Annotated in this window: 25 protein-coding genes; 12 read left to right on the plus strand and 13 right to left on the minus strand. The window is 61.1% G+C overall.

The annotated features are described in order from the left end of the window. The first annotated feature begins 24 nt into the window (after window positions 1–24). The gene (gene glnK / locus R5R73_RS17970) at window positions 25–363 is read left to right on the plus strand and encodes a P-II family nitrogen regulator (protein WP_087719656.1); all 339 of its coding nucleotides are present in this window, start codon (window positions 25–27) and stop codon (window positions 361–363) included. Window positions 364–576: 213 nt separating this feature from the next. Here glnK and R5R73_RS17975 read toward each other — a convergent pair whose 3' ends face one another. Beyond that, complete coding sequence (locus R5R73_RS17975) at window positions 577–1,353, minus strand: ferredoxin--NADP reductase (protein WP_071231039.1); 777 nt, start codon at window positions 1,351–1,353, stop codon at window positions 577–579. A gap of 152 nt (window positions 1,354–1,505) precedes the next feature. Here R5R73_RS17975 and R5R73_RS17980 point away from each other — a divergent pair, with 152 nt between their 5' ends. Further along, window positions 1,506–2,432, plus strand: a complete 927-nt coding sequence (locus R5R73_RS17980) for a LysR family transcriptional regulator (RefSeq protein WP_071231040.1) — start codon at window positions 1,506–1,508, stop codon at window positions 2,430–2,432. Window positions 2,433–2,460: 28 nt separating this feature from the next. On the opposite strand, the gene R5R73_RS17985 is transcribed toward R5R73_RS17980, so the two are convergent. From R5R73_RS17985 to hemE, 8 genes are all read right to left on the minus strand, one after another. Beyond that, complete coding sequence (locus R5R73_RS17985) at window positions 2,461–2,886, minus strand: host attachment protein (protein WP_071231041.1); 426 nt, start codon at window positions 2,884–2,886, stop codon at window positions 2,461–2,463. A 152-nt stretch (window positions 2,887–3,038) separates the two neighbouring features. After that, window positions 3,039–3,767: an amino acid ABC transporter ATP-binding protein gene (locus R5R73_RS17990; RefSeq protein WP_071231170.1), complete on the minus strand. Its 729-nt coding sequence runs from the start codon at window positions 3,765–3,767 to the stop codon at window positions 3,039–3,041. A 115-nt stretch (window positions 3,768–3,882) separates the two neighbouring features. Further along, complete coding sequence (locus tag R5R73_RS17995) at window positions 3,883–4,992, minus strand: amino acid ABC transporter permease (RefSeq protein ID WP_071231042.1); 1,110 nt, start codon at window positions 4,990–4,992, stop codon at window positions 3,883–3,885. A 1-nt stretch (window position 4,993) separates the two neighbouring features. After that, entirely contained in the window at window positions 4,994–6,184 is a 1,191-nt protein-coding gene (locus R5R73_RS18000; RefSeq protein ID WP_071231043.1) for an amino acid ABC transporter permease, read from the minus strand. A gap of 85 nt (window positions 6,185–6,269) precedes the next feature. After that, complete coding sequence (locus tag R5R73_RS18005; protein ID WP_322528235.1) at window positions 6,270–7,298, minus strand: amino acid ABC transporter substrate-binding protein; 1,029 nt, start codon at window positions 7,296–7,298, stop codon at window positions 6,270–6,272. 303 nt (window positions 7,299–7,601) lie between these two features. Beyond that, window positions 7,602–7,976: a VanZ family protein gene (locus R5R73_RS18010; RefSeq protein WP_322528236.1), complete on the minus strand. Its 375-nt coding sequence runs from the start codon at window positions 7,974–7,976 to the stop codon at window positions 7,602–7,604. Between the two features lie 61 nt (window positions 7,977–8,037). Then, window positions 8,038–8,547, minus strand: coding sequence for a DUF393 domain-containing protein (locus tag R5R73_RS18015; RefSeq protein WP_322528237.1), 510 nt, complete (start codon window positions 8,545–8,547; stop codon window positions 8,038–8,040). After that, on the minus strand, window positions 8,519–9,607 hold the full coding sequence (gene hemE, locus R5R73_RS18020) for a uroporphyrinogen decarboxylase (RefSeq protein WP_322528238.1): 1,089 nt from the start codon (window positions 9,605–9,607) through the stop codon (window positions 8,519–8,521). The genes R5R73_RS18015 and hemE overlap by 29 nt, the downstream gene beginning before the upstream one ends. A 228-nt stretch (window positions 9,608–9,835) precedes the next feature. Between hemE and ribA the strand changes: the two genes are divergently transcribed. The 3 genes from ribA to R5R73_RS18035 all read left to right on the plus strand — a co-directional run bounded on the left by ribA (window position 9,836) and on the right by R5R73_RS18035 (window position 13,334). After that, window positions 9,836–10,471, plus strand: coding sequence for a GTP cyclohydrolase II (gene ribA / locus R5R73_RS18025; protein WP_322528239.1), 636 nt, complete (start codon window positions 9,836–9,838; stop codon window positions 10,469–10,471). A gap of 150 nt (window positions 10,472–10,621) precedes the next feature. Continuing rightward, window positions 10,622–11,344: a PAQR family membrane homeostasis protein TrhA gene (gene trhA, locus R5R73_RS18030; RefSeq protein WP_322528240.1), complete on the plus strand. Its 723-nt coding sequence runs from the start codon at window positions 10,622–10,624 to the stop codon at window positions 11,342–11,344. 130 nt (window positions 11,345–11,474) lie between these two features. Then, entirely contained in the window at window positions 11,475–13,334 is a 1,860-nt protein-coding gene (locus R5R73_RS18035) for an ABC transporter ATP-binding protein (RefSeq protein WP_322528241.1), read from the plus strand. An 18-nt stretch (window positions 13,335–13,352) separates the two neighbouring features. On the opposite strand, the gene R5R73_RS18040 is transcribed toward R5R73_RS18035, so the two are convergent. Next, window positions 13,353–13,859: a DUF421 domain-containing protein gene (locus R5R73_RS18040; protein WP_071231049.1), complete on the minus strand. Its 507-nt coding sequence runs from the start codon at window positions 13,857–13,859 to the stop codon at window positions 13,353–13,355. Window positions 13,860–13,967: 108 nt separating this feature from the next. Then, entirely contained in the window at window positions 13,968–14,870 is a 903-nt protein-coding gene (locus tag R5R73_RS18045; protein WP_071231050.1) for a LysR family transcriptional regulator, read from the minus strand. 165 nt (window positions 14,871–15,035) lie between these two features. Between R5R73_RS18045 and R5R73_RS18050 the strand changes: the two genes are divergently transcribed. The 7 genes from R5R73_RS18050 to R5R73_RS18080 all read left to right on the plus strand — a co-directional run bounded on the left by R5R73_RS18050 (window position 15,036) and on the right by R5R73_RS18080 (window position 21,375). Then, on the plus strand, window positions 15,036–16,076 hold the full coding sequence (locus tag R5R73_RS18050; protein WP_071231051.1) for an amino acid ABC transporter substrate-binding protein: 1,041 nt from the start codon (window positions 15,036–15,038) through the stop codon (window positions 16,074–16,076). Window positions 16,077–16,117: 41 nt separating this feature from the next. Beyond that, window positions 16,118–17,275, plus strand: coding sequence for an amino acid ABC transporter permease (locus R5R73_RS18055; RefSeq protein WP_071231052.1), 1,158 nt, complete (start codon window positions 16,118–16,120; stop codon window positions 17,273–17,275). A gap of 10 nt (window positions 17,276–17,285) precedes the next feature. After that, window positions 17,286–17,567 (plus strand): hypothetical protein, encoded by a 282-nt coding sequence (locus tag R5R73_RS18060; RefSeq protein ID WP_322528242.1) that lies wholly within the window; start codon window positions 17,286–17,288, stop codon window positions 17,565–17,567. A 62-nt stretch (window positions 17,568–17,629) separates the two neighbouring features. Further along, window positions 17,630–18,765 (plus strand): IS3 family transposase gene (locus R5R73_RS18065; protein WP_416221201.1). Its coding sequence is split into 2 segments (ribosomal slippage): window positions 17,630–17,885 and window positions 17,885–18,765, totalling 1,137 coding nucleotides; the frame shifts between segments, so codons are not numbered across the junction. 53 nt (window positions 18,766–18,818) lie between these two features. Continuing rightward, window positions 18,819–19,649: an amino acid ABC transporter permease gene (locus tag R5R73_RS18070; protein WP_322528244.1), complete on the plus strand. Its 831-nt coding sequence runs from the start codon at window positions 18,819–18,821 to the stop codon at window positions 19,647–19,649. Then, window positions 19,646–20,422, plus strand: coding sequence for an amino acid ABC transporter ATP-binding protein (locus R5R73_RS18075; RefSeq protein ID WP_071231053.1), 777 nt, complete (start codon window positions 19,646–19,648; stop codon window positions 20,420–20,422). Before R5R73_RS18070 ends, R5R73_RS18075 begins: the two co-directional genes overlap by 4 nt. Then, entirely contained in the window at window positions 20,419–21,375 is a 957-nt protein-coding gene (locus tag R5R73_RS18080) for an isoaspartyl peptidase/L-asparaginase family protein (RefSeq protein ID WP_071231054.1), read from the plus strand. The genes R5R73_RS18075 and R5R73_RS18080 overlap by 4 nt, the downstream gene beginning before the upstream one ends. Window positions 21,376–21,438: 63 nt before the next feature. Here the strand turns inward: R5R73_RS18080 and R5R73_RS18085 are convergent, their stop codons facing one another. Then, window positions 21,439–21,768, minus strand: coding sequence for a multidrug efflux SMR transporter (locus R5R73_RS18085; RefSeq protein ID WP_322528245.1), 330 nt, complete (start codon window positions 21,766–21,768; stop codon window positions 21,439–21,441). After that, window positions 21,768–22,085, minus strand: a complete 318-nt coding sequence (locus R5R73_RS18090) for a DMT family transporter (RefSeq protein ID WP_322528246.1) — start codon at window positions 22,083–22,085, stop codon at window positions 21,768–21,770. Before R5R73_RS18090 ends, R5R73_RS18085 begins: the two co-directional genes overlap by 1 nt. Window positions 22,086–22,102: the final 17 nt, after the last annotated feature.

Consider the following 22,102-nt stretch of genomic DNA (forward strand, 5'->3'; position numbering starts at 1 on the left):
CTATCGCATGCGAGGAGAACTTCCATGAAACTGGTTACCGCCATCATCAAGCCGTTCAAGCTGGACGACGTGCGTGAGTCTCTATCCGAGATCGGCGTACAGGGCGTTACCGTGACCGAGGTCAAGGGTTTCGGGCGTCAGAAAGGTCACACCGAGCTCTACCGTGGTGCCGAGTACGTGGTCGATTTTCTCCCCAAGATCAAGCTCGAAGTCGCCGTCGACGACAACATGAGCGACCAGGTGATCGACGCCATCACCAAGGTGGCCAACACCGGCAAGATCGGCGATGGCAAGATCTTCGTCTCTCCGCTGGAGCAGGTGATCCGGATTCGGACGGGCGAGACCGGCAAGGACGCCGTCTAAAGCTGCGAGCTGCGAGCTGCGAGCTGCGAGCTGCGAGCTGCGAGCTGCGAGCTGCGAGCTGCGAGCTGCGAGCTGCGAGCTGCGAAAATCAGGATATCGCCCTTGAGCGAGCAGATGCCAGCGACGATATCGTCGCTGGCATCTTTCCGTTCGGAACTAGAAACCGGCTTTTGGTTTTGCTCGAAGCCCGTAGCTCGCGACTCGTGGCTAGGGTTATTTCTCGACGAACGCCCGCTCGATGACGTAGTCGCCCGGCTCGCCCATGCGCGGCGAGATGGCGAAACCGAGTTCGTCCAGCAGCCCGCTGGTTTCCTCGAGCATCGCCGGGCTGCCGCAGATCATGGCCCGGTCCTGCTTCGGATCCAGCGGCGGCAACCCGGTATCCGCGACCAGCTTGCCGCTGCGGATATGGTCGGTCAGGCGCCCCATGGTGTGGAACTCTTCGCGCGTCACTGTCGGGTAGTAGACCAGTTTTTCGCGGATCTCGTCACCCAGGTATTCGTGCGCCGGCAGCTCCTTGGAGATGAAGTCGGCATAGGCCAGCTCGCTGACGGTCCGCACGCCGTGGATCAACACGACTTTCTCGAAGCGCTCGTAGACTTCGGGGTCCTGGATCAGGCTCATGAAAGGGGCAAGGCCGGTGCCGGTGGAGAGCATGTAGAGATTGCGCCCCGGCAGCAGATCGTCACACACCAGCGTGCCGGTCGGCTTGCGGCTGACCATGATCTGATCACCGACCTTGAGATGCTGCAGGCGCGATGTCAGAGGGCCGTCCTGTACCTTGATGCTGAAGAACTCGAGGTGGTCTTCGTAATTGGGGCTGGCTACGGAGTAGGCACGCACCAGCGGCTTGCTGTCGACTTCCAGACCGATCATGACGAACTGGCCATTCTTGAACCGCAGGCTCCGCTCGCGCGTCGTCCGGAAGCTGAACAGCGTATCGTTCCAATGGTGGACGCTCAGTACCTCTTCCAAGGCAAATTTGCTCATGACCCGCTCCTTATCTCTAATACGAACGCTAATAACTAAAGAGAATAAATCAAATCCAATATAGATAGTTTAACTATAAGAAAAGATGGGTATTCTGTTAAGCGGGTTATTTGGATAACCTATATCCATAAAATCGATAACGGACGCTCTTCATGCGCTATACCCTGCGTCAACTCGAGGTTTTCGTGGCGATTGCCCAGCACCAGAGCGTTTCTCGGGCTGCCCGAGTGTTGTCGATGTCGCAATCGGCAACGAGCACGGCACTGGCGGAGCTGGAGCGTCAGTTCGACTGCCAATTGCTGGATCGCCTCGGCAAGCGCCTCAAGCTGAACGCGCTCGGGTTTCAGCTATTGCCCAAGGCGGTCGCCTTACTGGATCGAGGGGAGGAGATCGAAGAACTGCTGCAGGGTCAGAGCGGCATCGGCTCGCTGGAGGTAGGCGCCACGCTGACGATCGGCAACTATCTGGCGACGCTGCTGATCAGCGACTTCATGCAGCGCTACCCGGAAAGCCGGGTCAGGCTGCAGGTTCGCAATACCGCCTCCATCGTCGAGCGCATCGCCTTGCATGAGCTGGACCTGGGTCTGATCGAGGGTGACTGCCAGCATGACGATATCGTCATCCAGCCCTGGATCGAGGACGACCTGACCGTGTTCTGCTCGCCCCGCCATCCGCTGGCCAGCGAAGGCACCGCCGATGTCGAGAGGCTGCTGCGTGAAGCCTGGATCATGCGCGAGGTCGGCTCCGGCACGCGCCGGACGCTGGAGCACGCCATGCGCCACCGCCGGGGCCGCTTCAATATTCTGCTGGAACTGGAACATACCGAAGGGATAAAACGCGCCGTGGAATCGGGTCTGGGGATCGGCTGCGTATCGCGCCTGGCGCTCAGGGACGCCTTTCGCCGAGGTAGCCTAGTGCCGATCGCGACGCCCGAGCTGGACCTGACGCGTCGGTTCGCGTTCATCTGGCACCGTCAGAAGTACCTGACGACCGGCATGCGGGAATTTCTGCGGCTGTGTCGGGAGATGACCGCCGGCATTCAGCGCAGCGATCAGATCGATCTACCGTCGATTCCCTGAGAAATCGACGGCATCACGAATATACGCTTCACCAGCCCAGTTTCTGGGCAATCTCCTCTTCGCTGGCTTTCGAGAGATCCTTATCGATCGTCTGAGTCACGCATTTCATCGTCGTCTTGTCGAGCTTATCGCGCAGATGGCCGAGAAACCTGGGCTCGGCGATCAGTACGATTTCGTCCGCCTTGCCCTGGGTCCGGGCGTCACGCAGATAGGTGGCAACTTCCTTGGCGAAAAACTCGGCTTCCTTCTCCGAAGTCGCCTGGTCATTGCCGGTATGACGCTGGCTGGCGCCAGGGCCGGAGAACGCCTCGCCTTGACCACCGGTTCGAAGATCGCCGGCATGCAAACGCCCCTCGGGATGCGTCAGCGTATGCACTTCGCGCAACACCCTCGCTTCGCGGGCGAAGATACGGGCGCGTGACGCGTCGGCAGCCACTACATAAGTCTTGTCCATGATCGATTCTCCTGTTCCGTGGATCGTTCCTCTAGCGTGGTAGAGAATCGCGCCGCGCTCAACTAGAGGTTGAACGAATACGCCCTGCCGTTCGGCAGGGCGCAGGATGAGACCTTCTTCGACGCCAACAGGCAGCTAGGCTCCAGGGTTCATCAATGACCCAGGATCTGGCTGAGAAACAGCTGTGTGCGCTCCGAGCGCGGGTTGTTGAAGAACTCGGTGGGCGGCGCTTCCTCGATGATCTGGCCCTGGTCCATGAAGATCACTCGGTCGGCCACGGTCTTGGCGAAGCCCATCTCGTGGGTCACGCAAAGCATGGTCATGCCTTCATGGGCCAATTCGATCATGACATCGAGCACTTCCTTGATCATCTCCGGGTCGAGGGCGGATGTCGGCTCGTCGAACAGCATCACCTCGGGACGCATGCACAGCGCCCGGGCGATCGCCACACGCTGCTGCTGGCCACCGGACAGCTGGCCGGGATACTTCAGCGCCTGATCGGCGATCTGCACGCGCTCCAGATACTCCATGGCGGTCTTCTCCGCCTCGGCGCGCGGCTTCTTCTGCACCCAGATCTGGGACAGACAGCAGTTTTCCAGCACGGTCAGGTGCGGGAACAGATTGAAGTGCTGGAAGACCATGCCGACATTGCGACGAATCTGCTCGATCCGCTTGACGTCATGGGTCATCGGCACGCCGTTGACCACGATCGAGCCCTGCTGATGCTCTTCCAGATGGTTGATGCAGCGAATCATTGTCGACTTGCCGGAACCCGAAGGTCCGCAAATGACGATACGCTCGCCTTTGGTCACGGTCAGGTTGATATCGCGCAGCACATGAAAGTTGCCATACCACTTGTTGAGATGATCGATCTCGATCATCGGTCGGTCGCTGCCGGGCGCGGTTGTCGGAGACGCTGTCACTTCGCTCATGGCAATGATTTCCTGATCACGATCTTGTTGTGTGAGGGCATGAATTCGGAGACGTTCATCGCTCTCATCGTTTATGTCCGGTATTCAGACGACGCTCGATGTACTGGCTGTAACGGGACATGCTGAAACAGAAGACCCAGTAGACCGCCGCCGCGAACACGTAGCCCTCGGTGGAAAAGCCGAGCCAGTTCGAATCGGTCAGACCCGCGCGGATGATCGCCAGCAGATCGAACAGGCCGATGATCAGCACCAGCGAGGTATCCTTGAACAGCGCAATGAAAGTATTGACGATGCCCGGAATGACCAGCTTGAGCGCCTGCGGCAGAATGATCAGCCCCATCCGATGCCAATAGCTCAGCCCCAGCGCCTGCCCGGCCTCGTTCTGCCCTTTGCCGATCGCCTGCAGGCCACTGCGGATGACCTCGGCCATATAGGCGCTCCAGAAGAACATGATGCCGATCAAGGCTCGCACCAGCTTGTCGAAATCGATGTTACCCGGCACGAACAGCGGCAGCATCACCGAAGCCATGAACAGCACCGTGATCAACGGCACGCCACGCCAGAACTCGATGAAGATCACGCAGACGCCCTTGACGAAAGGCATCTTCGAGCGTCGTCCCAGCGCCAGGATGATACCCAGCGGTAATGACCCCACTATGCCTACGACCGCGATCGTCAGCGTCAGCATCAGCCCGCCCCAGGCGCGGGTCGGCACGTGCTCAAGGCCGAACATGCCGCCTACCAGCAGGACGAAGGCAATGATGGGAAAGCCGATCAACGTGAACAACGCGACCCACTTCTTGCGTGGCATTTTCGGGATCGCCAGCCAGGCGACCAGGATCGCCAGCAGCGCAAAGACGATATCGACCCGCCAGCGCGCCGCTTCTGGATAGAAGCCATAGATGATGGATTCGAAGCGCGCCGAGATGAAGACCCAGCAGGCGCCTTCGCCGGTACAGGCATCACGCGTGGTACCGACCCAGTCGGCGTCGATCACTGCCCATTCGAGGAACGGCCAGGCCAGTCGCGCCAACAGCACGATCACCACCACCGAGATGATACTGTTGATCGGGCCGTTGAACAGATTGGCCCGAAACCAGCCGATCACGCCCCGGCTCTGGTCCGGCGCATCGCGCGCCTCGATCATTTCGGTGCGGAAGGTAGAGTCAGCCATCTCAACGCTCCTTCAGCAGCGTGCGCGCATTGTAGAGGTTCATCAAGAATGACACCGTCAGACTGATGACCAGATAGACAGCCATGGTCATGGCGATGATCTCGATCGCCTGACCGGTCTGGTTGAGCGTGGTGCCGGCGAAGACGGCTACCAGATCCGGATAGCCGATAGCCGTGGCCAGCGACGAGTTCTTAATCAGGTTGAGATACTGGCTGGTCATCTGCGGAACGATGACACGCATCGCCTGCGGAATGACGATCTTGCGCAGGGTGATGGCCTCCGGCAGGCTCAGCGAGCGTGCCGCTTCGGTCTGGCCGTGGGAAACCGACAGAATGCCCGAGCGCACGATCTCGGCGATGAAGGCAGCCGTGTAGATCGACAGTGCCAGCCACAGCGCTAGCAGCTCCGGCAGAATATTGATGCCACCGCGGAAGTTGAAGCCGGCCATTTCCGGCAGCATCCACTTGAGCGGCGATCCGGTGGCCAGGAATACGATCAGCGGCAAGCCGATGATGATGGCCGCACCGATCCAGTAGACGGGCAACGCTTGCCCAGTGCGCGCCTGACGCCGCTTGGCGAACAGCCCGAACACGATCGCGACGACGATGGCGACCAGCAACGCCCACGGCGTGGCAGCAAATCCGTCCAGCGGCTGAGGGTCGGGCATCACCATGCCACGCACGTTGAAGAAGAAGGCATCGAACAGCGACAGGCTCTGTCGCGGCGATGGCAGTGCCCGCAGCACGGCGTAGTACCAGAACAGGATCTGGACCAGCAGCGGGATGTTGCGGAAAGCCTCGACGTAGATCGTCGCCAGGCGCGCCAGCAGCCAGTTGGGTGACAGCCGCGCGATACCGACCAGAAAGCCGATGATCGTCGCCGCCACGATCCCCAGCGCGGATACCAGCAGCGTATTGAGCAGCCCGATAACGAACGTTCTGCCGTAGGTGCTATCGCTGGTGTAATCGATCAGCGTCTGCGGGATCGAGAAGCCGGCGCGCCCGTCCAGAAATCCGAAGCCGGTGTGGATACCGCGGGCTTCGAGGTTGAGCAGCGTATTGTGAACCAGATAACCGATAAAAATCGCCAGGGCCAGAAACAGCACGGCCTGGATGATCAAGGCACGAACGGCGGGATTTCGCCACAAAGGGCCCCGACCCCGTCGCGGAAGGGCAGTGGATGGACGCAGCATGAGCTGTCTCTACTCGAGCGTTGAGAGGCACCGCGCCCCGGCGCTCAGACCGAAAGGGCGCGGTGTCGAGAGGACGATTTGACGCTTAGCGAACCGGCGGAGCGTACTGAATGCCGCCATCGTTCCACAGCGCGTTGATGCCGCGATCGATCTTCAGCGGAGAGTCAGCGCCGACGTTGCGTGCGTAGATCTCGCCGTAGTTGCCGACCTGCTTGACGATGTTGTAGGCCCAGGCATTGTCCAGCCCCAGTTGCTCGCCGTACGTGCCGTCCTTGCCCAGCAGACGTGCCACGCCGGGATTCGGCGGGTTGTCGCGCATCTCATCGACGTTGTCGCTGGTCACGCCCAGTTCTTCGGCGTTGAGCATGGCGAACAGCGTCCACTTGGCGATGTCGAACCACTGATCGTCACCCTGGCGCACGACCGGGCCCAGCGGCTCCTTGGAAATACGCTCGGGCAGAATGGTGACGCTGTCCGGATCCTTGAGCTGCAGGCGCAGCGCCGCCAGTTGCGAGGAGTCGGAAGTCAGCACGTCGCAGCGGCCACTATCGAAGCCTTGGGCGGTCTGGTCGGGCGTGTCGAACGTCACCAGTTGATAGTCGAGATTGTTGGCCGGAAAGTAGTCAGCAATGTTGAGTTCGTGGGTCGTGCCCGACTGGATGCAGATCGTTGCACCATTGAGGTCCTTGAGGCTACTCACCCCGAGATCCTTCGAGACCATGAAAGCCTGGCCGTCGTAGAACGTCACGCCGGTGAAGTTCAGCCCCAGGGCGTTGTCCCGCATGGCGGTCCAGGTGGTGTTGCGTGACAGTACGTCCACCTCACCGGACTGCAGCGCCGTGAAACGCTCTTTGGCCGTCAGCGGGGTAAACGCGACCGACTCGGATTTACCCAGTGTGGCAGCGGCCATCGCCCGGCAGAAATCGGCATCGATGCCGGTCCAGTGCCCGTCCTGATCCGGAGCGGAAAACCCGGTCAGGCCTGCGTTGACGCCGCAACGGAGAGTACCGTTGCTCTTGACGTCATCCAGCGTGGCGGCCTGAACTTGCGTCGCGGCCAGCGTTCCCAGGGCAGCGATGGAGAGCAGGGCCAAGCTTTTGTTCTTGTGGCGCATAGTGAATCAACTCCCTAGCGTTATCGTATAAGTGCATGCCGAGCATGCTCGTACGACAGTAGCAAAGTCCATTCCACATCTGTCTTATTGTGCTTAAAAGTCTATTTTGAATGGCTTTTCGAGGCGGATGACCCGTCATGACGCCCGGCATCGACATCCTGGCGGCAATAAATTGTTTCAAAACAGTGCTTAAAAAACACAGACGCACTAAAAAGGTGCCTGAGTCGAAGCGCGAGTCAACGGGGCATACATTGGAGATGGCGTATCGATCTTTCCGACTTTTTTCCAGACCGGCCAGACCGGCTATCGTCCAGACAGACGACGGCGTCGCTTCGATTTCCCGCGTCGAGCCAGAGCCAGCAATAGCAGGCCCGCGCCAGCGCCTAGGGCATTCGCGAGAATATCGCCCCAGTCTCCACCATGACGCCCTGGCACCCAGATCTGCAGATATTCGATGCCGATACTGAAGACGACTGCCGCGCCCCACGCAACCGGCCACCGGCAACCCGTAAGACGCAGACCTGTTGCCAGGCCAGCGTAGGCAATGAAGTGATTGAACTTGTCCCACGGCAGGTGCTGCGGCAGGTCGGTAGCCGGGCTCAAGCTGCCCCAGGCGATCCCCGCCGCCCAGATCAACGTGGCCAGCGCGCACCCTTTTTGCCAGACGCTCATGGGCATCGGCATCTCTCCTGGTTCACTGTCTCGTCTGCCGGGACATTCACTGCATCGGGGCCCAGGCTCACCCTTCATCGGCGAGATCGGGCGGCAAGCCGCAGCGTTGGCAGAGTGCCGGCGTCAGCGATGTCAGCCAGCGTTCATGGCTCTCGAGACGGTCGGCGCCGAGGAAGGCCAATCGATGGCGGTGATCGCCGATGAATCGATAGGTGCGTTCACGCAACGCTCGCGGTACCCGGCGCAGCGCACTGATACGCTGCCATTCTCCCCGCAGCCGGGTCGCGAGGCGCCAGACGGCATCGCTATTGCGGCTGAGCTCGCCGTCGGCGATGTACCAGATGCTGTCGGTACCCGAGAAGTCGATCTGGAAGTGTTCGCCCAGTCGGCGGGATACCGGGCTTTTCAGCCCGGCGATGCGCAGCCGGCTCTCGGGGCGCTCGTGCGCCAGCAGCCAGCGCACCGAACGCCGGCAGAACGGGCAGTCGGCATCGAACAGCAGCAGGCCGTCGCCGGGTTCTTTAGCGACAGGCTCGCTGCTGACAGGCTCACCGGTGGTAGGCGGGGCTGAGTTCATGCAAGGCGTCCATGAAGGCGGTGACGTGGCCCGGGTCGGTGAACTGGCTGATGCCGTGCCCCAGGTTGAAGACATGGCCCTCGCCCGGCCCGAAGCTCTCGAGAATGCGCGCCACTTCTTCGCGAATCCGCTGCGGCGGCGCGAACAGCACATTGGGATCGAGGTTGCCCTGCAGCGCAACCCGCTCGCCGACACGGCGCCGGGCATCGCTCAGCTCCGTGGTCCAGTCCAGACCGACCGCGTCGCAGCCGCTGTCGGCGATCGACTCGAGCCACTGTCCGCCATTCTTGGTGAACAGGATCACCGGCACGCGACGGCCGTCGTGTTCGCGAATCAGACCATCCACGATGCGCTGCATGTAGGCCAGGGAGAACTCGCGATAGGCCGGCGTCGATAGCGCCCCGCCCCAGGTATCGAAAATCTGTACGGCCTGAGCGCCAGCGCGAATCTGCGCATTGAGGTAGTCGGTGACGGCGGTTGCGAGAATACCCAGCAGCGCATGCAGGGTTTGCGGATCGCCGTAGAGCATCGCCTTGAGATGGCGGAAATCCTTGCTCGAGCCGCCTTCAACCATGTAGGTCGCCAGCGTCCACGGGCTGCCGGAGAAGCCGATCAACGGCACGCGGCCATTGAGCTCGCGGCGAATCGTGCTGACGGCGTTCATGACATAGTCGAGATCCCGCTCTGCATTCGGCGCGGTCAGCGCCGCGACGTCAGCGGCGGAACGCACCGTCTTGCGGAACTTGGGACCTTCGCCGGTCTCGAAATAGAGCCCCAGCCCCATGGCATCCGGAATGGTCAGGATGTCAGAGAACAGGATCGCCGCATCCAGCGGATAGCGCTCGAGAGGCTGCAGCGTCACCTCGCAGGCCAGATCGGCGTTGCGGCACAGATCCATGAAACTGCCGGCCTGGGCCCGGGTCTGGCGATACTCGGGCAGGTAGCGGCCCGCCTGGCGCATCATCCAGACCGGCGTGCGGTCAACCGGTTGGCGAGCCAGCGCCCGCAGCAGGCGATCGTTGTGCAGCGCCCGCGGCTGGAGATCCTGGGATAGTGTCATGGCAGCCTTCATAGTCGAGAGGATTTAATCAAGAGCCTCCGCATTGTAACGGATCGCCCGAACATGCAGTAAAACCTCCCGGTGTCAAAATTGATGTCCGCTATCGGCGCGATTTGCAGCCTTGTAACGGATCGGCCGGCAAGCCTGTTATAATGCCGCCCCTTGATTATTCATCGTCCGGCGCTTCGGCAACCGTATTCGAGCGCCTTTCCACATCGCGAGGTCATCGTGACGATCCGCTTCATCGCCGCATCGCAACTGCCGACTCCCTGGGCGACGTTCATGCTGCACGGCTTCCAGGAAGAGTCCACCGGCAAGGAGCACGTCGTGCTGACGCTCGGCGACATCACCACGCCTGAGCCGGTTCTCGCTCGGGTGCACTCGGAGTGCCTGACCGGCGATGCCCTGTTCTCGATGCGCTGCGACTGCGGCTACCAGTTGCAGGAAGCCCTCAAGCGGATCGCCGACGAAGGGCGCGGCGCACTGCTCTATCTGCGCCAGGAAGGCCGGGGGATCGGCCTGCTCAACAAGATCCGCGCCTACGCGCTTCAGGATGACGGCGCCGATACCGTCGAGGCCAACGAACGGCTCGGGTTCGGCGCCGACCAGCGCCGCTACGATATCTGCGTGCCCATGCTCGAGCATCTCGGCATCCAGTCGCTGCGGTTGATGACCAACAACCCGCGCAAGGTCGAGGCCCTGAGCCACGATGGCGTGACCATTCACGAGCGCCTGCCGATCACCACCGGTCGCAATCCGTTCAACGAGCACTACCTGACCACCAAGGTCGGCAAGCTCAATCACATGATGGATCTGGACGATTTCACCCCGGCCAGCGACGTGGACATCGAGCGCGACGCCTGAATCTTCTCGCACCCTGCGTTCGCGGGCTTTTACCGGCGTCAACTCAGCGTCATGATGAGCCCATAGACTGAACCCGGGCCGCAACAGCCTGTCCAATCGGACACCGCTTTGCATCCTGCGCGCCCTGATCGTCGAGGGGGTTCGAATATCATGTCAGACGTTCAACCGGATTACCCGACCCAACGATCGGCTCCCTCGGGCAGCCGGCCCAGCGCCGATGAATCCGGTGCAGAGTTCTCGAGACTCGAGGAGTGGCTGCACAGCATCAGCCACGGTATCGGCGCCGCCTTGAGCCTCGCCGGCATGATCGTCCTCATCGTGCTGGCCAGCATCGCAGCCCATGTCGATCCGTGGAAGATCGTCAGCGTTTCGCTCTACGGCAGTTGCCTGCTGCTGCTCTACACCGCCTCGACGCTCTATCACGGTTTCCGCCGCCAGCGTCTGAAGCGCGTGTTCCAGGCTTTCGACCACTGCGCCATCTACCTGCTGATCGCCGGCACCTATACGCCCTTTCTGCTGGTCAACCTGCGCGGCCCGATGGGCTGGGCGCTGTTCGCCGTCGTCTGGAGTCTCGCCCTCGGCGGCATCGCCCTGCGCCTGATCTGGCCGCATCGGTTCAGCGTGCTGCGGGTCTTCATCTATCTGATCATGGGCTGGCTGATCCTGATCGCCTCCGGCGATATGGCGGACCATCTGCCCGACACCGGCATTGCGCTGCTGGTCGCCGGCGGCATCGCCTACACCGTGGGTGTGATCTTCTACGCCGTACGCGCGATCCCCTTTCATCACGCCATCTGGCATCTGTTCGTGATCGGCGGCAGCGTCTGCCACTTCTTCGCGATCTACACCGCCGTGCTGCCCTTTCAGGCCTGACTCCTACCCGCGACGGCTGATGTCAAAACGCGGATTGCCAAAGCGCCCGAGGCGGCTATGATCGGTAGCGGCTGGCAGTGCCCCGCAATGGAAGCCCGCCAGTCCGCCGTGCTTACCTTCAAGGATTGCCATGTTTCGCTGGTTCGAAAACCGTCTCGACCCCTTTCCGCCGCAGGAACCGCAACGTCCACCGGACACGCTGGTCGCCTTCTGCCTGCATTACACCAAAGGCGCCTGGCCCTATCTGCTGGCGGCAACACTGCTGATGGCGCTGATCGCCGGCATCGAAGTGTGGATGTTCGGGTTTCTCGGCAACATCGTCGACTGGCTGGCCGGCCAGGATCGCGAGACGTTTCTCGCCGACCAGGGCTGGAAACTGGCCGGCATGGCGTTCGTCGTGCTGCTCCTGCTGCCCGGCATGGTGTGGCTGCATTCGCTGTTCCAGCAGCAGACGCTGATGGGCAACTTCCCCATGCGCATCCGCTGGCTGGCGCACCGCTATCTGCTGCGGCAATCGATGGGCTTCTATCAGGACGAATTCGCCGGACGCATCGCCACCAAGGTGATGCAGACGGCGCTGGCCGTACGCGAGTGCGTGATCAAGCTGTTCGACGTGCTCAACTACGTCAGCGTCTATTTCCTCGGCACGCTGCTGCTGGTGGGCAACGCCGACTGGCGTCTGGCGCTTCCCCTGGTGGCGTGGCTGGCCGGCTATCTCGTGCTGCTGCGGGTATTCGTGCCGCTCATGGGTCGCGTGTCCAAATCCCAGGCCGACGCGCGCTCGCGCATGACGGGCCGTATCGTCGACAGCTACAGCAACATCCAGACGGTCAAGCTGTTCTCCCATGCCAGCCGCGAAGCGACTTTCGCCAAGGAGAGCATGGATGGCTTCCTGGTCACCGTGCATCGCCAGATGCGGCTGGTCACCGGCCTCTACGGGCTGCTCTACCTGCTCAACGCGCTGCTGCTGTTCAGCATCGGCTGGCTATCGATCCATCTGTGGCTGACCGAAGCCGTCAGCGTAGGGGCGGTCGCCGTGGCGCTCGGCCTGGTCATGCGGCTATGGGGCATGTCGCAGTGGATCATGTGGGAAGTCTCCGCGCTGTTCGAGAACATCGGCACGGTGCAGGACGGCATGGCGACGCTCTCCCTGCCCCGCCAGATCGAGGACGAGCCCGAGGCGAAGCCGCTCGCCATCGATCGCGGCGAGATCGTGTTCGACCATATTCGCTTTCACTACGGCAAGGGCAGCGGCGTCATCGACGATCTTTCGCTCCACATTCGCCCCGGCGAGAAGATCGGGCTGATCGGCCCAAGCGGCGCCGGCAAGTCGACCCTGGTCAACCTGCTGCTGCGCTTTTTCGAGCTGGAAGGCGGCGCGATTCGCATCGACGGGCAGGACATCGCCGACGTGACGCAGGAAAGCCTGCGCGCGAAAATCGGCATGGTGACGCAGGACACCTCGCTGCTGCATCGCTCGGTGCGCGACAACCTGCTGTATGGCCGGCCCGACGCCACCGACGAGATGGCGTGGCAGGCGGCGAAACAGGCCCACGTCTCGGAGTTCATCGAGTCGCTGCGCGACATTCACGGTCGGCAGGGCTTCGACGCCCATGTCGGCGAGCGCGGCGTCAAGCTCTCCGGCGGCCAGCGCCAGCGCCTGGCCATCGCCCGCGTCATGCTCAAGGATGCGCCGATCCTGATCCTCGACGAAGCCACCTCGGCGCTGGACTCCGATGTCGAGGCCGCGATCCAGGAAAATCTCGACCAGCTGATGCAGGGCAAGACGGTGATCGCCATCGCCCATCGCCTCTCCACCATCGCGGCCATGGATCGGCTCATCGTCATGGAGCAGGGCCGGATTGTCGAACAAGGCAGCCATAACGAGCTGATTCGCAAGAACGGCCTCTATGCCCGGCTGTGGCGACGCCAGTCGGGCGGCTTTCTGGAAGCGGAACCCGCCCAGCCCATGGCGGACGAGGCGCGCTGACAGGCGCGCGGGCTGTCGTCACGCCCGATGTGACGACAGCCCTGCCACACCCTGCAGCGCCGAATTGCTGCCGCCGGGGTCGGGAATCACGCTGAAGGTGCCGTCGGTCTCCAGCACCACCGCATGTACACGCTCGACGTCGGCGATACCGTTCTCGCGAATCGCCGCACGCACCTCGGCCTCGACCACCCGCTCCTGCGCCATCGCCTCCTGACGGAACTGACCCTGGAACAGCAGGAGCGTCGGCTGCGACTTGATCAGATTCTTGACGGCACGAGAGCGCACCGAGGAAAACGTGATCACGAACTGCAGCGCGACGATGACCGCAAACGCCGTGATGCTCTGCGCCAGCGAAACCTGGGTCGAGACCAGCGCCGTCGACAGCGTCGACCCCAGCGCGATGGTGACCACGAAGTCGAAGGCGTTCCACTTCGACAGCGTGCGCTTGCCGGAGAGCCGGATGATGGCGATCAGGACCAGATAGCTGATGATCCCGACGACGATCGTATGGACGATCGGATGCATGGATAGACTCCTGATCAAGCTGTGATAGAGGAGCTGTCAGCGTAGGTGCCGTGGCGCGATGCGGCCAGCCGCGTAGCCTTGCCCTCTCCACGCGATGATGGGGAGCCGTTAATTCGCGATGCCGGCCGATTCGCTGGCAGCGTCCAGAGACTGCCAAAACGCATCTGCAGGCCGGTTTCGATTACCCAGCCAGCGCACCAGGATGATCTCGAGATGCTCGGACGGCATGTCCGGGTAGAGCCGCACTAGGCTGCCGTCGTCGATCAGCGGTTCCACCATGCTGTGCGGCATGCAGGCGATGCCATGCCCCATGGCGACCATCGGTTTGAGCGCCTCGGATACGGTGGCCTCGAATACCCGCTTCAAGCGATGCGGCTGTGGGTGACGGCTGACCTGGTCGCGCGCGAGCGCGTGCAGTTGGGCACTGCGCGAATAGGTCAGCCAGGGAATCGGCAGATCGCTTCGCAGACAATCCGACGCTAGTTGCGGCGTACCGACCCAGTACAGTTCGTCGTGACCCAGGGAAATGGCTTCGAAGTCCTCGCGCTGGAAGTAGCGCTCTGACTCCTCGTCACGATAGAAAAGAATGAAGTCACAGCGCCCGGACATGAGCGCCATGTAATAGTTTTCCGTCGTCTTATGGCCGGTGTCGATCCGGGTGTAGAGAGGGCCATGAATGCAGGTATAGCGTGAAATCCACTGCGGAAAGAAGTTGCACGCCAAGGTGTGCAGCGAAGCAAAGGTCAATGGACGATCGATCACCTTGACGCTCTGCTCGCATTCCTGAGCCAAGCGCACCAGTTCCATGGCGGTGGGCAGCAGTGCATCGCCGGCGGCAGTCAATCGGACCGGCGTCGCCTGGCGATCGACGAGCGCCGCACCCAACTGTTTCTCAAGCAGGCGAATCCGCCGACTCAGCGCGGATTGCGAGCTGTTTCTGAGCTTCGCGGCGGCGGTGAATTTTCCCGTATCGGCGAGCGCCAGAAAATCTTCGTACCAGGCGACTTCCATATTAGATCATTCAAATATTCGATGATGGGTGCAGCTAACCGGATCAATCGCTGCTGTTCTCGGTTTTCGATTGTACGTAATTTGGCTACTAGCGGCAGTGCCATCTCTGCATCGTTCTCGTAGAGTCGGCGCGTCCAGAACACACAACAATCGAAAGGTTCGATCATGCAGAATAACAAAGGGTTGACCCGATACCTCTCTCTTGGCTGCGCACTGTTCGGTTCGGTCTGGCTGGGGCAGGCTCAGGCCGGCACATTACAGGACGTTCAACAGCACGATGCCGTACGCTGTGGAGTGAGTAGCGACAAGGCGGGGTTCTCATACCTCACCGACGATGGCCACTGGAAAGGTATGGATGTCGATCTTTGTCGCGCCGTTGCGGCAGCGACGCTGGGAGATGCCGACAAGGTAGAGTACGTTTCTACCTCATCGAAGAATCGCTTTACCGCCATCTCATCCGGTGAAATCGACATCCTGTCACGTTCCACGACTTGGACGGCCTCACGGGATGCCAATCTTGGCGCCGATTTCACCACGCCGTGGTTCTATGACGGCCAAGGTTTCATGACCCACGCGGAATTCGGCATCAGCAAGATTGAGGATCTCGATGGCGCTACGTTCTGCCTCTCGCCAGGCACGACCTCCGAACAGAACCTGGCCGATTACTTCGGTCGCAAGGGGTTGAGCTACAAGTCGGTGGTGATCGAAAAGAGCAGCGAGCTCTACAGTGCTTTCCAGAAAGGCCGCTGTGACGCCATCACCAACGACATGACTGGCCTGGCGGCGCGGCGTACGCTGTTCGCCAATCCGGACGACTATACGATTCTATCTACCATCATTTCCAAGGAGCCGCTGGGTGCCTATGTTTCCCAGGGCGACGCGCAATGGCGTGACATCGTGACCTGGACCGCTTTCGCTCTAATGAATGCCGAGGAGCTTGGCGTTACTTCCGACAATGTCGACGAGATGCGTGACGCCCCGGTTGCCGACAACCCCAAGGTTGCTCGACTGCTGGGCACCGACGGGCATATTGGCGAACGCTTCGGTCTCAGCAATGACTGGGCTTACCAAGCCATCAAGCAGGTCGGCAACTACGGAGAGATCTTCACCAACAATGTCGGCCCCGAAACACCGCTCAAGTTCGATCGTGGCTTGAACCGCTTGTGGACTGACGGCGGGCTAATCTATCCAGCACCGATTCGCTAATCACATCGTGCCGCCCATCAACGGGCGGCCTGGAATTCCTCATGTTCCTGACTCCACGTCTGCATAACGCCCGCGTGCTCAGCGCCTTGCAACAAGGCGCTGTACTGCTCTTGGTCGCAGTGGGCCTTTACTGGCTGATCTCCGAGGCCAGCACCAATCTTGATGCCAAGGGTATCGCCTCCGGTTTCGGCTTCCTGAAGGATCGCGCTGGCTACGACATCACGTTTCACCTGATCGACTACTCCCCTGACGACACCTATTTTCGCGCCTATCTGGTCGGCTTGCTCAACACTCTGCTGGTTTCGTTGATGAGTATCGCCCTGGCTACCGTACTGGGTGTCCTGCTCGGAGTCTGCCGAGTATCTCCCAACTGGCTGGTCAGTCGATTGAGCTATCTACTGGTCGAGTTTCTGCGCAATGTCCCGCTCGTCGTCCACCTGATCTGGTGGTACAGCCTGACGCTGGCGCTGCCCGGCGTGCGTCAAGCGATCCCGATTTTCGATGTCGCCTTTCTCAGCAATCGAGGACTGATGTTGCCGTGGTCCAGCGACGGCTCATTGATCGGCTGGGGGCTTCTGTGCGTGTGCCTTGGCGGTCTGCTGGGATATCTCGTCATGGGTAGGTATCTCGCACGCCAGCCCTGGAAAGGGTTGGGGCCAGCCCGCTGGCCGGCCATCGTCATCGGGGCCGTGCTTATTCCGGTGGCATGCTATCTGGTCAGCAGCGCCCAGTGGCAATGGGATCTACCCGTCTCCCACGGATTCAGCTTCCGTGGTGGCGTAGCACTGACCCCCGAACTGCTCGCGTTGTGGCTGGCGCTGTCGATCTACAGCGCCAGCTACATCGCCGAAATCGTCCGCGGCGCCATTCAGTCGGTATCGCGCGGTCAATACGAAGCCGCAGACGCCCTGGGATTCCGCGAGCGCAAGGCGATGGCGAAGCTCATCATCCCGCAGGCGATCTATCCGATGATTCCACAGTTCACCAGCACCTATCTCAACATCATCAAGAACTCGTCGCTCGGTGTCGTGGTGGGCTTCATGGAGCTGGTCTCCTCGACCGGTGGCACCACGCTCAATCAGACGGGCCAGGCGATCGAATGTATCGCGCTGGTGATGGCGACCTATTGCGTTTTCAGCCTGGTGACATCCGCCCTGATGAACTTCTATAACCACCGGATCGGACTGCGGACTCACTGAGGTGCCAGACATGACGATACCGACTTCCTCCCCCGCCACGTCGCCGTCCGATCATCATGGTCTCGCGCCGGCCTGGCGATGGGCACGGCGTCATCTATTCCCGACGCCGTTTCACGCCCTTCTTTCAGTCGCCACGCTAGCCATGGTGGCTTGGTTTCTCTTCGTGGCTCTGGACTGGCTGGTGTTCTCGGCGACGTTCGTCGGCGATAGCCAGGCCGACTGCACCGGCGGTGGCGCCTGCTGGTTGCCGATCACGCAGCGCATCGACCTGTTTGTCTACGGTTTCTACTGAGGTGGTCCCCGAAATCAGGACCAGGCGTTAAGCTCTGATCATGACGATTGGAGACGATGATCATGAGCAGGAAACGCAAGCAGTACAGCAGTGACTTCAAGGCCAAGGTGGCTCTCGCAGCCCTCAAGGGCGATCAGACAACGTCGGAGATCGCCGCCCGCTTCGAGATCCACCCCACCATGGTCAGCCAGTGGAAGCGTGAACTCCTGGACAACGCCACGGGCGTCTTCGAAGGCAAGGATGGTAAAGCCGCCCAGAAGAGCCAGGAGGAGATCGACACGCTTTACCGCGAGATCGGCAAGCTGACGGTGGAACGCGATTTTTTGTCGCGCAGGCTCGATCGTTGAGCCGGGCTCAGCGCTTGGCCCTGATCGAGCCGCCATCCTCCGACACTCCCAGCCTGCGCCGGCAGTGCCAATTGCTCGGTATCAGTCGCTCATCGCTATACTACCAGCGCCGTGAGTTACTCGCCGAGGACCTGATGCTAATGAGGCTGATCGACGAGGAGCATCTGCGGACGCCGGTCTACGGCTCCCGGCGGATGACGACCCATCTCAACCGCTTGGGGCACACGGTGAACCGCAAGCGGATCCGTCGCCTGATGCGGCAGATGGGGCTGCACGCGGTGTACCCGAAGCCGCGCACCAGCCAGTCTGGCGTGGGGCATCGGGTCTATCCTTACCTGCTCAGGGATCGCGTCATCGATCGTCCCAACCAAGTCTGGGCCACTGATGTGACGTATATCCCAATGGCGCGAGGGTTCATGTACCTGGTGGCCATCATGGACTGGCACAGTCGCCGTGTGCTGGCCTGGCGGGTATCGAACACCCTGGATACGGACTTCTGCATTGACGCACTGGAGGAGGCCCTGGACCGCTATGGGCCGCCGAGCATCTTCAATAGCGATCAGGGCTGCCAATTCACCAGCCAGGCGTTCACCGAGGTACTGAAGGCCCATGGCGTCCGGATCAGCATGGATGGAAAAGGCTGCTACCGGGACAACATCTTCGTCGAACGGCTCTGGCGTAGCGTGAAGTACGAGTGCGTCTATCTGAAGGCCTTCGAAGATGGTGCCCACCTACGCCGGGAGCTGAGGAAGTACTTCACTTGGTACAACCGTCAGCGGCCCCATCAAGGGCTGGACGATGCGACACCCGATGAGGTGTACTGCGATCAACCACTGACCCAGGCGGCCTGACGCCTGATGATGATCCGGTCAGAGCTTAAATCGTCTGTCAGGTGGTCCAACGGATGGGGTCCACTTCATACCCGCAGACCCAGGCGTGGCGCGTCGATATCGCTTTTGCTCTAGCCGTCTGCATCTTTCCGCTGCTCTACCTCAAGCGCATAGACCGCCGCTGGACGTTGGCCTACCTCGCGTTGCTGCCATTCGCGATGTGGTGGCTACTCAAGGGTGGCATGGGTTTGCCGGCGATCTCCTCGACGAAATTCGCCGGGATACTAGTGACCGTGTTCTTAGGCGTGGTCGGGATGGTCTTTGCGCTACCGATCGGCATACTTCTGGCACTAGGACGGCGCTCGAAAAAGCCGGTCATCCGGATACTGAGCATCCTCTACATCGAACTTATAAGGTCTGTGCCGGTCATCACGCTGCTGTTCATGGCATCGCTGATGATTCAGCTGTTCCTGCCGCCGGGCATGAACATCGACATCCTCCTGCGGGTGCTCGCGGTGCTTATCCTGTTCACTGCCGCCTATATGGCGGAGACGGTACGCGGCGGCCTGCAGGGTATGTCCAAAGGTCAATATGAAGCCGCCGCCGCCCTCGGATTCTCCTACTGGAAGACGATGGGACTGATCATTCTTCCCCAGGTGTTGCGCAATACCATCCCGCCCCTGCTGACGCAGTTCGTCGGGTTGTTCAAGGAGACCACGCTGGTCATGGTCGTGGGCGTTCTCGATGTCGTGGGCATCGCCATGAGCACGACCTCGGCGCCCGAATGGATCGGCCTGGAAAACGAAGTTTATCTGTTCCTGGCCTTGTTCTTTTTCGTGATCTGTTTCGCTCTCTCGCGCTATGCGCGCTATCTCGAACGTCAAATGGAGAAGAGTCGCCGATGAGCGCTAACCCGCCAGCAGCGGCCGACGCCGCCGTCATCCACATCAATAGCCTGAACAAATGGTATGGCGACTATCACGCTTTGAAGGACATATCGCTAACGGTTTCCGCCGGCGAGAAGATCGTGATCTGCGGCCCATCCGGTTCCGGCAAATCGACGTTGATCCGCTGTATCAACCAACTCGAGAAACATCAGCGGGGCACGATCGAGGTACTCGGCGAAACACTCGACGATAACGTCAAGCGACTCGAGCGTATTCGTCGCAGCGTCGGCATGTGTTTCCAGCATTTCAATCTCTTTCCCCACCTCACTGTCCTCGAGAACTGCACCCTGCCGCAGACGGCCAATCTCCGTGTCCCGCAGAAAGAAGCCATCGCAAAATCGCTGGCGCTGCTCGACAAGGTTCAGATGCGTGAGCACGCCAACAAGTATCCGGGGCAGCTATCGGGTGGTCAGCAGCAGCGTATCGCCATCGCTCGTGCGCTTTGCATGCGTCCGAAAGTCATGCTGTTCGACGAGCCGACGTCGGCGCTCGACCCGGAAATGATTGCCGAGGTGCTGGAGGTCATGGTTCAGCTTGCTCAGGAGGGCATGACCATGCTTTGCGTGACGCACGAGATGGGCTTCGCCAAGAAGGTCGCCGACCGTGTCGTGTTCATGGACGACGGTGAAATCATTGAACAGGCACCTCCAGCTCGATTCTTTCACTCTCCCGAATCACCGCGAACGCGGCGCTTTCTCGACCAAATCATCGATCACGGAGTTCCCACATGAGTTCACCCATCGCTCTGGCCATTCATGGCGGCGCCGGCGTCCTGAAGCCCGGCCGCCTCAGCGAAGAGGATGAAAACGATATTCATGCCTGGCTGCACCGCGCCATCTCTGCCGGACATCGCATTCTCGAGGCTGACGGCGATAGCCTCGATGCGGTGGAAGCCTGTGTCATCCAACTCGAAGAGTGTCCCTGGTTCAACGCCGGTTACGGCGCGGTCTTCACACAGGACGGTACCCACGAACTGGATGCAGCAATCATGCGCGGTCGCGACCGCAACGCTGGGGCAATCGCCGGCGCCCGACATGCCCGCCAACCGATCCACGCTGCACGCCAGGTGATGGAATATAGCGATCATGTGATGCTCGGCGGCAGTGGCGTCGATGCCTTTCTGGCTTCACGCGGGTTGCAACCGGTCGATAATGATTTCTTCGACACGCCGCTACGCCGACAGCAGTGGGAGGAGCATCGTCATTCGAATGGCGCCATGGCGCTGGAACCGACCCATGCAGAAGGTCACAAGTTCGGTACGGTCGGCGCCGTGGCCCTGGATATCCATGGTCACGTAGCCGCAGCCACGTCTACCGGAGGGATCACCAATAAGCGTTACGGACGAATCGGTGATACACCACTGATCGGCGCAGGGACGTGGGCGGACGACCGTTCCGCGGCGATCTCCGCCACCGGGCACGGCGAGTATTTCATTCGTACGGCCGTCGCCCATGATATCGCCGCTCGCATGCAGTATGGCGGTGTAGATCTGACAACGGCCTGCAATGCCGTGGTGCATGGTGAACTCAAGGAGATTGGTGGTGATGGCGGCGTCATCGCCATCGCGCCTAATGGCGATACTTGCCTGATCTTCAATACCCCGGGCATGTATCGCGCCTGGCGCGACGAGAAAGGCACCTTGCACACTGCTATCTATGCCGACGACGACCGCCGGCATCCCTAAGATCATCGCCATCGGCCGGGGTAGTCTCCGAGTAACATCGCCATCCCGGTCGTCATGATTGCGTCAGCTCGCCAGCTTCAACCCCGCTACCGCCGCGACGATCATGCCGACGAAGGCGAGCCGCAGCGGACGCCGCGATTCGCCCCACAGCAGCATGCCCATCAGCGTGCTGCCGAGCGTGCCGATGCCGGTGAAGATGGCGTAGGCCACGCCCATGTCGATCGAGCGCATGGCGATCGACAACAGGCTCAGCGAGCTGCCGAAACCCACGACGAGCAGCAGTAGGCCGTGCAGACTCTGGCCGCGATTGAGACGATCGAAGCCGGCGACGCCGACGATCTCGAAGCAGCCCGAGGCCAATAGCGCGATCCAGTGGAGAGTCGTCGATTCCATCAGTCATTCACCTGTTGAAGTCCAATCACGCCCACCAGCAGCAGCACGATGAATGCTAGTACCGGCCAGTGAAACGTCACGCCGAAGAGGAGCCAGTCGGCAATCGCGGTGCCCGCGGCGCCGAGGCCGACAAAGACCGTGTAGACGGTGCTCGTCGGCATATAACGTACCGCGCGCGAGGCGAGCCACAAGCTGGTGATCGCCAGCACCACCGTCAGCATCCAGTCGGTGGGCGTCTCGGCATGCTTCAATCCGGCGGCCCAGCCGACTTCGGCCAGGCCGGCCAGCGGCAGGATTCCCCATTGCGGTCGTATCATCGCTTGATCCACTCGAT

The sequence above is a fragment of the Salinicola sp. LHM genome (assembly GCF_034479735.1).
Taxonomy (GTDB): domain Bacteria; phylum Pseudomonadota; class Gammaproteobacteria; order Pseudomonadales; family Halomonadaceae; genus Salinicola; species Salinicola salarius.